The following is a 13,616-nucleotide window of genomic DNA, read 5'->3' as shown; positions in this document are numbered from 1 at the left end:
GAGTCCTACGGCCTAGCGGCCGCGCGACGTTGCCAGGCTGATGATGTATTCATTGTAGTGGGCGATGGCCGGAGCTTCGGACAGTGTTTCGTCTCTGAACTTTCGACCCTGCGCGCCGAGATCACGGGCAAGCACGGCATCCTGGCCAAGCAGTTCGACAGTCGCTAGGAGAGCAGCAGGATCGTCAGGGTTGACGCGCATCCCCCCACCCGAAGCTTGAAGCTCGGCTGCCGTCACGCTTTCGGCGTCTGTGGCCGCCACTACAACGACCCCCGCATTGAAGTAAGAAGTCAACTTGCTGGGCACTGACATGTCTCTTACTGCCGGCAGCTCGTTGACCAGAAGGACGTTGGCGGCACCAAGGGTCTGCTGGAATTCATCATCTGGCAAGGCATCGATGAATTCGATGTTGTCTATGCCGGACGCGATCCTTTCCAGCTTCTGGCGCTGGTTCCCATCGCCCATGAGGACGAACTTGACGAGGCTCCGACGCTGGTGCGCCAGCCGAGCAGACTCGACAACATTTTCCAGACCTTGCTTCATGCCCATGTTTCCAGCGTGAAGGACAATCACGTCCGAGTCAGCCCATCCTCTAGCTTTACGAGTTGCTCTGACGTCATAGGCGGCAACGTGGCCGAGATGGGTCCAGTTGCGGATAACTTTGACACTTTGAGAATCCACGCCAAGCGACTGAGTGATGTGTGTTCGGAAACGATCATGAATCGCTACCACGGTGTCAGCCGAGCGCAAAATGGAAGACTCAATATAAGCAGCCACTTTTCCGCCAACACCCGTTGAGCCAGTTTCGACCATGCCTCGGCTATAAAGATCTTGGACCCAAACTAGCGTAGGCAACCCCTTGCCAACGCTCGCGCGAAGGCTTGCCAGTCCGGTCGAAAGTAGAGCGGGACTCACGAGAATGACCAGATCTGGCTTCTGCCATTTCGACAAAATTGCATGAAGGCCGAAACTTACCTCCATCAGGATTCGGCGGAGGCCAGTCGGATTGGATGGCACGTAATGATTGAGGCGCTTCACTCGGACGCCATCTATCATCTCGTGCATTGATCGTCCCTTATACCCGGCGTGTCGCCGCCATTCAGGATAGTGTGGATAGCCAGTTATGACCGTGACCGAATGCCCCTCCCGCTGCAATCCTCTCGCGAGGCTGCTCGTGTACGGTGCATTACCAGATCGCTCTGGCGTAAAGTGCAGGCCAATTATAGTGATACGAGAAATGGAAGGCTCCTAGGCCAATTGTGAATAACAAATGCGGAAACTTGTTCGCCGGGACAGTGCTTACTTTCAGTACCGACAACCCCTCAGGATGATTCTTTCCCCAAGGCCAAAAACTTGTCTAGCTCAGACGCTGCGAATTCAGGACTACATGCTCGGCGGATGGCGGCGGCGGACGCGATCCTCTCAGCTTCTCCATCGGCCCAGGAGGCGAGCCGCGAGCCCAAGCTGGTAGCCAATTCATGTTCGTTCGGCTCAGTCACATCGATGTCGGCGTACTTGGCAAAGTCCTTCGCAGACATAACTCTGTCGACCAGCACCAGGTTGCTCTGGCTGACGAGCGCCTCGACGGCTACATGACAAAAATTCTCAATAATCGACGTAACGGCAACTACTTTTGAGCGGCGAAGGAACGCTAGCGTTTCCTCGTGCGATTTCCATCCGTGCCATTGGATTCTGTCACCAATATTGAGATCACTTGCAAGCTTGACTAACTCTGATACATATGCGGCATCGCCGGACCCGATAATATGCAAATCGCGTACCTCCTCGAGGAGTGCGAAGCTTCTTATAAGAAGAGGGAGATCTTTTTGGTGATCAAGTCGGCCAACGAATAATACATCGATATCTCGACTTTCAATTGAGGCAGGCTCATTGTCACTTATCGAGATCGAGGGATGAAGAACCACCGCAGCCTTTCGCCAGACTGCTGGTTGGCTCAACTCCAATTCACCCGTAGACGCGAAGACAACTCCGTGCAATCCCCGGAGGATCATTGCAACCACCGGTCGTAATGCTTGCTTCAACAATCGATGTTTCGCCCAGTCGTAAGTTGTTAGCGACATGGTCGGAACGAGCAGAACTTGCGGGCGGGAGACACCCGGTACGATGCAGTGGGCCAGATTACAAAGCCCAAGAATGAAAAATGATAGGTGCCAAACGCCGACGATAACGAGCGTCGAACCTTTTGAACGGCAGTAAAGACGAATCAGTTGAAGCGCCCTCGCGGCAGTCGGACCGTTGAATGCCAACAGGGCGGTAGCCTGCGATTCCGCGAAATTTGCTTCTAGATCGTTATGGCTTCCTAGCCCAGCTACTGTACTTGTCTTTCCGAGGCGAGAAAGTCCCTGGACGTAACCCCAGATTGTTCGAGTTGGGCCGCCAATCTTATCGTGCACTCTTCCCAAGACCAGCGTGTAATCTGTCCCAGCCGGCTTTGAGTCTCTGTTAGTCATCACAGCTGCCCCCCGGAGCGCTTTTTCTTTTCTTCAACTATAAATTCATCGATTAGGAGCTCGTACATAAACATTCTGCGAAGGTAAGACATGGCCTCGGGGCCATCCAGGATGCCGCGCCGGAATAGGGCCAGATGCAAAATGGATGCGTACTTACGCAGGGGTCCTAGGGCGTAACGGATGCGCCGGCCAATTGCTCGTCTTTCCTTAGTGCCGCTGGCGTCACGGCCTGCAGTTATCCGTGATGCTTCCCAGCGCGCATACCGTATGTGCTTGCCGATCCAATCTTCAAGTCCCTTTGCATTGGTTCTGTGAATGTAAGGCACGGGGATCTTCGCGGCTAAGTCGGGGGAATCAAAGTCTTCCCAGACGCCACCAGTGAATCGCACGTCCGAGCTTCGTCGGACTATTCTGGGGTGCCAGTTAGGGAAGCCACTTAAATTTTTAAGCCAGCTATTATAGTACATGAAAGCCGGTGCCGTATAAAAAGCTGGGCTATTTTCGTGGGTAGATAAAAAGGACTTCACGGCCGTCTGAAACTCAGGCGTCGACTCCTCGTCGGCATCCAGGAAAAGTATCCAGTCGTTACGAATGGGAAGATTCTGTATCGACCAGTTTCGCTGCTCACTAATCAGGAAGATCCCTTGCTGTCTGTGCTGAACAACGGTCGCCCCTAACTGCTCGGCGACATTTCTGGTATCGTCGCGGCTGCCGCTATCAACGACGAAAATTTCATCACACCACTGAAGGCTGTTTATGGCCGAGGCAATGGTGATTTCTTCATTAAGGGTCAAGATTACAGCGCTGACCTTGGCTTGTTGCTGCTCGTGGCTCATGCATTCCTTTATAGTCGCAAAATTGCTGAAGTAATTGCCTGGATGCAGGACAAGCAACGCGATCAAATCCCAAGGCTTCACATGCCCCGGTGAGGCGTGCAGGGGGCATGCATCTCGATTTGCTGAGCGACCGTATGTTCCCCGAACGCTTCCGTTGTTTTGCGCCAAAGAGTCTAGAAGGCAGCTGTCCTACCAACATCTGCGGATCTCATCATAACCATTTGCCACATGGGTCGGTGGTCAACTGGACTTGCTACGGGGCCCTGCCCCTCTGCCGTGATTTCAGGATGCCCCGACTTCCGGCGATGGGTGAGTGACCAAGCGAATCAGGAGGACGCCAGCAGCATCAACGCAAAGCAGGAAGCTCGGGCATGGGTAGTATTAGGCGTCGTAGTCGCGCCCGAGTGGTCCGTGCGGCCGCTCATGGGACAGTTCGGTCGATGGACAGAGGCAGCCCTGATAGGTGATCTCAAACATTTACGGGCGTGCCTGTACCTGGGGGCGCGTGGCTCTCATGCGTCGCGTAGCGCATGGTCATGCGCGCGCAATTTCTAAGCGTGAAGTCTGGGGATTTACAGTGGAACTGAAGCTAGGTCAATGCCCAGTTGTTCTATCTGGGGTCGCCGTTGGACGTTTTCTAGCCGATAGCACCGTCCGACTATGTTTACTAAATGGGGAGTCATGAATCTATCACTAGCGCTGACGGGCCTCCTGCCCAGCAGTAGGTTAAAAAATGGCCTCCTACGAGCACAGGGGTTCGATATACATCCCACAGCCGACGTCGCGCCGTGTTTGCTCCTAAATATCAACGAGATGTCGCTTGGGAAGGGCTCACGGATCGGAGCGCTCACCGTCATTCGTGGAATGAGGCAAGTCCAACTGGGTGTCGAAGCGCGGATCGGGCAACTTAATTGGATCTCCAGCGCTCCCGACCTCTGGATGACTACGACTTCGGGCCAGCTGCTGCTAGGAGATCACTCTGCAATTACCAATCGGCACTACATTGACTGCAGCGGAGGCGTTCACATTGGAACGCACACGACAATTGCCGGCGTGCGGTCAACCTTTATAACCCACGGGATCGCCTGGAAAGAGTCGGAGCAGTCTGTAGCTGAAATCACGGTTGGTTCATACTGCATAGTTTCATCGAATGTTGCCCTTACACCTGGGACCAAGGTTCCTGATCGGTCAGTAGTTGGCATGGGCGTAACGGTAGACAAGAAGTTGGACGAAGCGGGCGGTCTCGTCGTGTCCCCCAGGGGTGATGTCGTCAAGAGGGACCTTAGTGGGCAGTACTTTTCTCGCGTCAAGGGCGTCGTTAGGCCACCAAAAGACCATTTGCCTGGCAGGCGGGTTGCGGACAACCCCTGAGCACGGGTAGTGCCGGATGCGCGTCGGCCAGTGATTCACCTTGCCGTTGTCGGTGGGATGATCTTGCATTTCTGACCGTGGCGCCGGTACTTGCATGCGACGTCTAGCGCCAGCCGCAACGACCTGTTGTAGCCGTGCTAGATCGAGCCGCCACGGGCCGTTCGGTGATTTGTCTGCGGACCGGTGCTTGCCCGTCGGCGGGTACACTTAGGACGATTCTTCGACGACTGCCGCTCTGGTGCACGCTGCACCCAACTCGTCAAGGAAAATTACAGGGGGAACTTTGGAGATACGTGACTTAGTAGCGCTTGTCCGTCGTAGCTGGATGGGTATAGTCGCGTTTACTTTGGCCGGGCTGGTTGTTGCGGCGGCGGTGTCGCTGCTCAGTAAACCAACATATACGGCGGAGACACAGCTCTTTGTTGCCATCCAGAATTCCGGCAGCGTCCAAGAGCTGCAGCAGGGCAATACTTTTAGCCAGGCGCGAGTCCAGTCCTACGTCAAGGCTGCCACGACGCCGGTCGTCCTCCAACCCGCAATTGACGCTTTGGGGCTTGGAGTGCAGCCCGCTGATCTTGCACAACGAGTGAAGGCGAGCGCTGACCTGAACACAGTGCTGATCAGTATTACGGCATCTGACACGTCGCCGGTGCAAGCGGCGTCCATTGCTCAGGCTGCCGCTGACAGCCTGATCAAGGCTGTCGAGAAGTTGGAAACTCCTGCGAACGGTGGGACGTCGCCAGTACGGTTGTCAGTAATTGCTCCTGCCGTCGCCCCCCAAGTTCCTTCGGCGCCAAACACGAAACTGGACCTGTTGCTTGGTGCCGTCCTTGGGCTGGCCATGGGAATCGGCGCGGCCTACATTAGGAAGGCGACGGACAACAAAATTCGCGGCGAGGCCGATCTTCGTAAAGTCACTGAGACGCCGATACTTGCGGGAATAGCCTTCGATGCGGATGCAGTGAAGTCTCCACTGCTTACGCAGGCGGGAGGCCAGAGTCCGCGGGCAGAGTCATTTAGGCAACTGCGAACAAACCTCCAATTCGCCACAGTTTCGTCGTCGTCAAACACGATATTGGTCACCTCCTCCAACCCCGGTGAAGGCAAGAGCACGACTGCAATAAATCTGGCGCTGGCATACGCCCAGTCCGGTCGTTCTGTATGCCTAGTGGATGCAGATCTTCGCCGCCCCATGATCGGCGATTACCTCGGATTGGAGCGGACAGCGGGTCTGAGCACCGCCCTTATCCGTACCGCTGATGTCTCGGACCTGTTGCAGCCTTGGGGCGAGGATGACCTCGTCGTACTCACGTCAGGTCGTATACCCCCTAACCCGAGTGAGCTGCTGGGGTCCGACGAAATGAAACACATACTGCTTCGTTTGGAGAATTCTTTCGATGTAGTGATCATTGACACGCCTCCGTTGCTGCCCGTGACTGACGCCGCTGTTCTTGCGCAAGCCGTGGACTCTGTTCTCTTGGTGGTTGGAGCCAAGCGCACAAAGCTGAACGAGCTTGAAAGGTCGCTGGCTTCGTTGGACATGGTAGGTTCCAAGACACTCGGAGTGGTCCTCAACAGAACACCAGCCAAGGGACCGGATGCATATGGTGGTTCGGCGTACTCATATGAAAGTCGGACTGAGCCGAGACCAGACTCTGGCTATTTTGACAGCTTGAACAACGGGGCGGCGTCGCGACCAGAAGGCGCGCCCCACATGACCACCCCTGGCCCCGAAATGGAGACCAGTCGCTCGGCGCGGCGGGCAGCGTTGCTTTCGCGGGGAGACAGAAGCGATCTGTGAGCGGTTTCTTCCCACAAGCTGAATCCGGCTGCACGCCGAGACGTCGAACACGGCCATGAGGTCAACGTCGGCCACGACGCTCACAGCCGAGCTCACTGAAGCAACTGCGGAACGGCCCAGGCCGAGGAGCATATCCCTTGTCATTGGATATGCCCTGACGACTCTTCTGCTCGGAGCCGGCGGCTTGTTGATGGTTCCCGCGATTGTCTTTGCTGGAGGACCAGACGCCTGGGCGACTGTTGCGCTAGGTCAGGCCTTTGGAATAATTACGGCGGTGTTCGTCGGATATGGGTGGGCTCTCACAGGCCCGGCGATGATCGCGGCGATGAATGGCTCGGAACAAGTGGCCGAGTTCAGAAAATCACTGCTTGGTCGGTTGCTCATAGGACTGCCTTCAACTGTCGTGAGCCTATCGCTCCTCTGGTGGATGTTTCCAGACGACAAGGGTCTATCGGGGCTCTCGTTAGTAGGGACGGCGGCCGCGGGTCTTAGTAGTAATTGGGTCTTCGTAGGCATCTCTAAACCGTTTGCTCTTCTGTGGACAGAGACAGTCCCCCGGTCATTAGCAACTGCAGTTGCCATAATTCTGCTTTATTCAGGGACCAACATCGAAGCAGCTCTTTCTGTGCAGTTATGCGGAATGCTTACTGCAGTCGGTATTGTCAGCTTGCGCATAAAAAAACTGTCGGGTGCGGCGTCGGCAGTGTCTGCGACTGTCGGATATGAAATACCGAAATTAAGATTCGGTGTTATTATTTCTGCCCTGAGAACTCAGGGGCATGGCATGACTACTAGTCTTATTTCGGTGGTCTATATCACAGTGCCGCTATTTATCGTAGGGCTCATAGCGCCTGGAGCTTTGCCAGTGTTCGCACTGGCGGATAAAATTCAAAAGCAATTTATGTCACTCATCGCGCCGATAGTAAGCGTAGCTCAGGGGTGGGTGCCTAATGGCGGGACGCGGCGTCGGATATTGAAGCGCAGCCGCCAGGCGATGCTCGTCTCCGTTGTCTTGGCCTTGGTGGCTTTTGCTGGAATCTTTGTTACGGGACCGTGGCTCTGGGGCCTGCTTGGATCCAGCCAGATTGAGTTTGATCCGACGGTTGGCATCGTGTTGGCTGCGTTGTGCGCAGCAATCCTCTTGGAACGGCTGGTCAGTCGGGCCTGTCTAATCCCACTTGGGGGTTCTAGGCAACTGGTGTACGCGACGACACTAGGAAGCATCATGGGCATTGCGTTATCGCTTGTCCTTCTTCCTGTTATGGCAGCTGTAGGCGCGCTAATAGGTGTACTTGTCGGACTGGGACTGACGATTTTCGTGGAGGCCATTGCTGTATTCCTGCTGCACCGGGGGGCCGGTCCGCGACATCGCATGCCGACGAGGAGAAGGCCTGCGCGCTAAAGGCGGGTGTACCGAATTGGGCCAACTACGGTAATCATCCGGATCGCGAATCCAGATCCTCAAACACCAGGAACGTCTGCGTATCCAGCACACCTGCCACGGATTGCAACTGATCAAAAATCACCCGGCGGAGGTGGACGTTGTCCACGGCCCGTACCAGCAAGATGACATCAAAGTCCCCTCCTACGAGGGCGATGTGGTGCACCTCGGGAATGGTGCGCAACTGCTCCCGCAGTTCCCGCCACGAGTGCTGTTGAACCTTGAGCGTCACGTAGGCCGAGGACTTGAGGCCAGCCTTGATGGGGTCGACTAGTACTGTGAACCTCGTTAGCACACCCTGACCTGTCAGCCGCGCAATACGCGTGTAGGCGTGGGCTCGGGAAATGTGGACGTTCTCGGCAACTTGCGTGACGGACATCCGGCCGTCCCGTGTTAGCTCGGCAATGATCTTGCGGTCGACATCGTCCAGAGGGACTGTAGCCTGATCCTCGTCATCTAGAGCCATTCGTCTACAACTCCTAGCCGTTATGCAGCTCGCATTTGCAATTTGTCTATCAAGGTAGAGGAGTTTGGCGTGCTTCTCCACAATTCGCGATGGAGCTGGATACGAAACAACGTCCGGGACCATACTTAAAGCGAATAGTGGCTATAGAAGGACGGACCAATGACGATCTCCGCAGACCACACTGCACCCGGCACGACAGAGCAGAGCCAGCCTGCTCCGATGCAACACGAGGATACCCACTTGCCCGGTGCCACCGCGGAAGCTGTGCGCAAGTTCGGCATCACTACTGAGGACTACATGCTGCCAGCGCGCCACCAGATTCAGATGGTGGATCAGGACGGTAGCCTGAGGCACCACTCCGAACAGGGTGCCCAACCCGGCCACGAGTACCCGTTGCCTGGCGACGACGAACTCCTCGCCGCGTATGAGCAGCTCGTCGTTGGCCGGCGGGTCAACGACCAGAATTCCGCCCTGGTCCGTCAAGGCCGCATGGCAGTCTATCCCTCCAGCCACGGCCAGGAGGCCTGCCAGGTCGCTGCCGCCCTCTGTCTCGCCGATGGCGACTGGATGTTCCCCACCTACCGCGACGCTGTCGCCGTCATGGCCCGCGGCGTGGACCCGATCGAGGCCATGACCATCTTCCGCGGGGACTGGCACGGGGGCTACGACCCCCTCAAGCACAAAGTCGGCATCCAGTGCACACCGCTCACTACGCAGTTGCTTCACGCCGTCGGCGTCGCGCACGCTGCCAAGCTGCGCGGCGAGGACACGGTGGTCCTGGCCATGTGCGGTGATGGCGCGACCAGCGAGGGTGACTTCCACGAGGCCCTCAACTTCGCCGCCGTATTCCACCTGCCCGTCATCTTCTTTGTGCAAAACAACCAGTACGCCATCTCCGTGCCCCTGGCCCACCAGTCGGTCGCCCCGTCGCTTGCGCATAAGGCCGTGGGCTACGGCATGGCCGGCGAACGCGTGGACGGAAATGACGTCGTCGCGCTCCTCGCGGTGCTGGACCGTGCCGTCAAGCTCGCCCGCGAAGGTTCCGGCCCGCTGCTGGTGGAGGCGCACACCTACCGCATGCAGGCCCACACCAACGCCGACGACGCCACCCGCTACCGTCAGGACAGCGAAGTGGCCCAGTGGGTCGCGCGAGATCCGCTCACTCGGATGAGGACTTACCTCACGGAGAGAGGCTTGCTGGACGACGGCGGCGACGCGCGGATCGCGGAGAAGGCAGAAGCGGTAGCCACCCAGCTCCGCACCGGACTCGGTGAGGACGTGCCGGTCGATCCCCAGGACCTGTTCAAATACGTCTTCGCAACGCGGACACCGCAGCTCGACCAGCAGTCGGCTCTGCTCGCCGACGAGCTCGCCCGTGATACGGTCGGCGCAATTTCCGAAGAGGAGGCCTACAAATGAGCCCCACTGTCACCACTTCCGCCGAAGCCAACGGCAACGTCAGCTCGGCCACCGCCCGCGCTGCTGCCTCCGCTGCGGCAAGCGCCCAGGAGGCCGGACCGCAGCCCGTCACCATGGCCAAGGCGCTGAACACCGCGATGGCGGATGCCATGCATGCGGATGATTCTGTTCTGGTCTTCGGCGAGGATGTCGGCATTCTGGGTGGTGTCTTTCGCATCACCGACGGACTCATGAAAACCTTCGGCGAACAGCGCTGCTTCGATACGCCCTTGGCTGAGTCAGGGATCGTGGGCATGGCCGTGGGCATGGCCATTAACGGCATGCGGCCGGTCATCGAAATGCAGTTCGACGCCTTCGCCTACCCGGCTTTCGAGCAGATCATCAGCCACGTGGCCAAGATGCACAATCGCACCAAGGGCCGGGTCAAGCTGCCCATGGTCATCCGCGTTCCCTACGCCGGCGGCATCGGTGGAGTGGAGCACCATTGTGACTCCTCTGAGTCCTATTACGCACATACCGCCGGACTGAAGGTCTACACACCGGCCACGGTTACCGACGCCTACCGCATGCTCCGGGAAGCGATCGACTCTGACGACCCGGTGATGTTCATGGAGCCGAAAAAACTCTACTGGTCCAAAGATCTGGTGGACCTGGCTGCGCTCCGGGCGGAGTACGAGCGGCAGGCCGACGGCCGCGAGGCCACCGAGGGCCGCGCCGCTGTCGCCCGCTCCGGCACCGATGCGACGCTCATCGCATATGGTCCCTCTGTCCCGACGGCACTTGCCGCGGCCGCCGCAGCCGCAGAAGAAGGGCGATCACTCGAGGTCATCGACATTCGCACCATCGTGCCGTTCGACGACACGACGGTGGCCGCTTCCGTCCGGAAGACCGGCCGGGCGGTGGTGATCGCGGAGGCTCACGGCTTTGCTTCTGTGTCCTCCGAGATCGTGGCCCGGATTCAGGAGCGGTGCTTCCACCACCTCGCTGCACCGATCCGCCGCGTCACCGGCTTCGATGTGCCGTACCCGGCGCCGAAGCTCGAGCACTACTATTTGCCCGGCGTGGACCGCATCCTCGACGCCGTTGACGACCTCCAGTGGGAAGACTGATCAGATGACCGAACGGAAAGTGTTCCTCCTGCCCGACCTCGGCGAAGGGCTGACAGAAGCCGAGCTCTTGAACTGGCTCGTGGCGGTCGGCGACGAAATCCGCGTGGACCAGCCCATTGCTGAGGTGGAAACCGCGAAGTCAGTCGTGGAGGTACCGTCACCGTACGCCGGCACTGTAGCCGAGTTGCATGGCGAACCGGGCGAGACTTTGGATGTGGGCAAACCGCTTATGTCAGTGACCCCAACGGAATCACAGTTTGAGCCCGTCGAAACCGAAACCACGCTGGTTGAGCCCCTCGAAACCCAAGAGACCGCAGCCGAAGCATACCGAACAGAAGAAAGGGCGGGCTCAGGCAACGTCCTTATCGGTTACGGAACCCCTGGCGGCACAACCACTGTCCGCCGAACCCGCCCCCGGCGCACCAATTCGGTGGCTGAGCCTGTTGAAACCGCGCCCGTCGGAACTGAGCCCCAAGACGATACAAAGCTGACAACACCCGCAGACGATGCCTTACTTCTGCGCACTCGCGTCCCCGGCAAGCTCGGTGCTGTTGTTTCTCCCCTCGTCCGCCGGATGGCCAAGGAGCATGGTGTGGACCTCGGCCACATGCAGGGATCTGGAGAGAGCGGCCTGATCATGCGTCGGGACGTCGAAGCGGCCATAAAGTCCCCGGTGGTTGAGCCTTTCGAGACCCAGCCTGCCGAAACCAAACTGCGTGCGCTGATTGAGCCCGTCGAAACGGTCTCGACAAACTCGATCAGCGGGAACGTCGATACCCGCACTGGACTGCGGATCATCAGCCGGACGCCCGTCCGGGGTGTCCGCAAAGCGGTGGCGGCGAACATGTCCCGCAGTCGCTCAGAGATACCAGAAGCCACCGTATGGGTGGACGTCGACGCCACGGCACTGGTTGACCTGCGGGCCGGACTCAAGAAGGCCCACCCGCACCACACCCCAGGGCTGCTCGCCTTCTTAGCCCGCTTTGTTACAGCAGCATTGAAGAAGTATCCGGAGCTGAACACGCGCTTCGTGAGCAGGGAGGACGCCTCCGGCGCGGAGTCCCAGGAGATCCTGGAGTTTGATGGGGTGAACCTAGGGTTCGCCGCTCAAACTGACCGGGGGTTGGTTGTCCCTTCTATCCGCAGCGCTGAGAAACTGAGTGCCAGCGAACTCGACGGAGAAATTAAGCGGCTGACCGCCGTCGTGCGCAATGGCAAGGCGACCCCCAAGGAACTGGGCAGCGGAACCTTCACGGTTAATAACTACGGCGTGTTTGGCGTGGATGGTTCCGCGGCAATCATTAATTATCCGGAGGTGGCTATCCTCGGTATAGGCAGGATTATCGACAAGCCGTGGGTCGTCGAAGACGAACTTGCCGTGCGCAAAGTCACTGAGCTGACGCTGACCTTTGACCACCGGGTCTGCGATGGCGGTACGGCCGCCGGATTCCTGCGTTATGTCGCGGATGCCATCGAGGCCCCGACCTCGCTTTTGGCCGATTTGTAGAACGTAAGTATTGGCATTCAGGTGCTCGGTCCTTCGCCGCCTTTCCTCAGCGGCGAAGGACTACAGGTCTTACAGCGTTGTGTCTGAGTGGTCGCTGCACCTTACGAGGGCCTCGAGGCCCCTTCCGTCATCCTTGTATGACGTGATGTGGTTGGTGATCGTGTTGCAGGTCTCGCAGAAGTGCTTCTGTTGTTTAGTCCCCATGGCCAGATCATACCTAGCGCGGTGTTTCGAATGAGTGAATTGCGGCTAGGCGCTGGGTTCCCGCTGGTCTGGCGCTATAGTGCTCCCCTGATAATCCCAAGCTAGATGAGTACAATCGAGGCCAGAAGATCGCAGATACTCCCCAGGTTTATGGAGAAACAATGTCACGATGGCTCGACGTCGGCGCGGACAACTATGTGCTGGTGACTGAAGGTTCAAAGCTCAACACCGGTCTGATCGTAGGAACCGAACGGGCCATGGTGATCGACACTGGATGCGGACCGAGGCAAGGCAAGGAAATCCTGGACGCCGTGCGGGAGAAGACCCCGCTGCCGCTTGTGGTGGTGAACACCCACGCACACTACGACCACTTCTTCGGCAACGCGGTCTTCACGGAGGCCGGCGTCGAAGAGTTCTGGGCGCACGAGAACTGCGCCGAGGAAATCCGTGAGGAGGGCGACGCACAGCGCAGTGAGGTCACGGAGACCGAACCTGAAATGGCTGCCGGCGACGGCGATAACGTGGAGATCGTGGTCCCCAACGCAATCGTCCGTGACCAGCCCGTGCTCGTGGACCTCGGGGGGCAGACTGTCACGCTGTTCTATTTGGGCCGCGGGCATACCGACGGTGACCTCTTGGTTGGAACCACCACCACGCTGTTTGCCGGTGATCTCGTGGAGCAGGGCTCCCATCCGTCCTTCGAAGATTCGTACCCGGAGGAGTGGGCCGACGCGCTCCGGCACCTCTCGGCTCTCCGGCACCGCTACGAATTCCTAATCCCGGGGCACGGCGATCCCTGCAGCGACCGGTTCGTCAAGACGATGGCCGACACGATGACCACCGCTGTGCGTCAGGCCCGGCAGTCCATCCGCGACACGCCGGCTGATGCCACCAAAGCCATCCCGGTGCTGCCGTACGGGCCCGAGCAGTCGCGCTGGTTCATTAAGCGTCTGCAGGAGACCCGCTCACAGCACTGAACCAAGTACTCGCC

Annotated in this window: 10 protein-coding genes; 6 read left to right on the top strand and 4 right to left on the bottom strand. The window is 58.3% G+C overall.

The window, feature by feature from the left end; all coding sequences use genetic code 11:
• Positions 1-12 precede the first annotated feature (12 nt).
• The 3 genes from LFT45_RS17300 to LFT45_RS17290 all read right to left on the bottom strand — a co-directional run bounded on the left by LFT45_RS17300 (position 13) and on the right by LFT45_RS17290 (position 3,307).
• Complete coding sequence (locus LFT45_RS17300; RefSeq protein ID WP_236809401.1) at positions 13-1,215, bottom strand: glycosyltransferase family 4 protein; 1,203 nt, start codon at positions 1,213-1,215, stop codon at positions 13-15.
• A 107-nt stretch (positions 1,216-1,322) separates the two neighbouring features.
• Positions 1,323-2,471 (bottom strand): glycosyltransferase family 4 protein, encoded by a 1,149-nt coding sequence (locus LFT45_RS17295; protein ID WP_236804832.1) that lies wholly within the window; start codon positions 2,469-2,471, stop codon positions 1,323-1,325.
• Entirely contained in the window at positions 2,471-3,307 is an 837-nt protein-coding gene (locus LFT45_RS17290) for a glycosyltransferase family 2 protein (RefSeq protein WP_236804831.1), read from the bottom strand. Before LFT45_RS17290 ends, LFT45_RS17295 begins: the two co-directional genes overlap by 1 nt.
• A gap of 1,696 nt (positions 3,308-5,003) precedes the next feature.
• Between LFT45_RS17290 and LFT45_RS17285 the strand changes: the two genes are divergently transcribed.
• On the top strand, positions 5,004-6,479 hold the full coding sequence (locus tag LFT45_RS17285) for a polysaccharide biosynthesis tyrosine autokinase (RefSeq protein ID WP_236804830.1): 1,476 nt from the start codon (positions 5,004-5,006) through the stop codon (positions 6,477-6,479).
• Positions 6,480-6,534: 55 nt separating this feature from the next.
• Entirely contained in the window at positions 6,535-7,881 is a 1,347-nt protein-coding gene (locus LFT45_RS17280) for a hypothetical protein (RefSeq protein WP_236804829.1), read from the top strand.
• Between the two features lie 34 nt (positions 7,882-7,915).
• On the opposite strand, the gene LFT45_RS17275 is transcribed toward LFT45_RS17280, so the two are convergent.
• Positions 7,916-8,386 carry an Lrp/AsnC family transcriptional regulator gene (locus LFT45_RS17275; RefSeq protein ID WP_236804828.1) on the bottom strand — a complete coding sequence of 157 codons (471 nt, stop codon included), beginning with the start codon at positions 8,384-8,386 and terminating at the stop codon, positions 7,916-7,918.
• Positions 8,387-8,545: 159 nt separating this feature from the next.
• On the opposite strand from LFT45_RS17275, the gene pdhA reads away from it, so the two are divergent.
• The 4 genes from pdhA to LFT45_RS17255 all read left to right on the top strand — a co-directional run bounded on the left by pdhA (position 8,546) and on the right by LFT45_RS17255 (position 13,602).
• The gene (pdhA, locus tag LFT45_RS17270; protein ID WP_236804827.1) at positions 8,546-9,805 is read left to right on the top strand and encodes a pyruvate dehydrogenase (acetyl-transferring) E1 component subunit alpha; all 1,260 of its coding nucleotides are present in this window, start codon (positions 8,546-8,548) and stop codon (positions 9,803-9,805) included.
• Complete coding sequence (locus LFT45_RS17265) at positions 9,802-10,914, top strand: alpha-ketoacid dehydrogenase subunit beta (RefSeq protein WP_236804826.1); 1,113 nt, start codon at positions 9,802-9,804, stop codon at positions 10,912-10,914. Before pdhA ends, LFT45_RS17265 begins: the two co-directional genes overlap by 4 nt.
• A gap of 4 nt (positions 10,915-10,918) precedes the next feature.
• The gene (locus tag LFT45_RS17260; RefSeq protein WP_236804825.1) at positions 10,919-12,421 is read left to right on the top strand and encodes a dihydrolipoamide acetyltransferase family protein; all 1,503 of its coding nucleotides are present in this window, start codon (positions 10,919-10,921) and stop codon (positions 12,419-12,421) included.
• Positions 12,422-12,786: 365 nt separating this feature from the next.
• Complete coding sequence (locus LFT45_RS17255; RefSeq protein ID WP_236804824.1) at positions 12,787-13,602, top strand: MBL fold metallo-hydrolase; 816 nt, start codon at positions 12,787-12,789, stop codon at positions 13,600-13,602.
• Positions 13,603-13,616 lie beyond the last annotated feature (14 nt).

This window comes from Arthrobacter sp. FW305-BF8 (genome assembly GCF_021789315.1).
GTDB lineage: Bacteria > Actinomycetota > Actinomycetes > Actinomycetales > Micrococcaceae > Arthrobacter.
The sequence above is the reverse complement of the archived record's forward strand: the minus strand, read 5'-3'. Positions and strand labels throughout refer to the sequence as shown.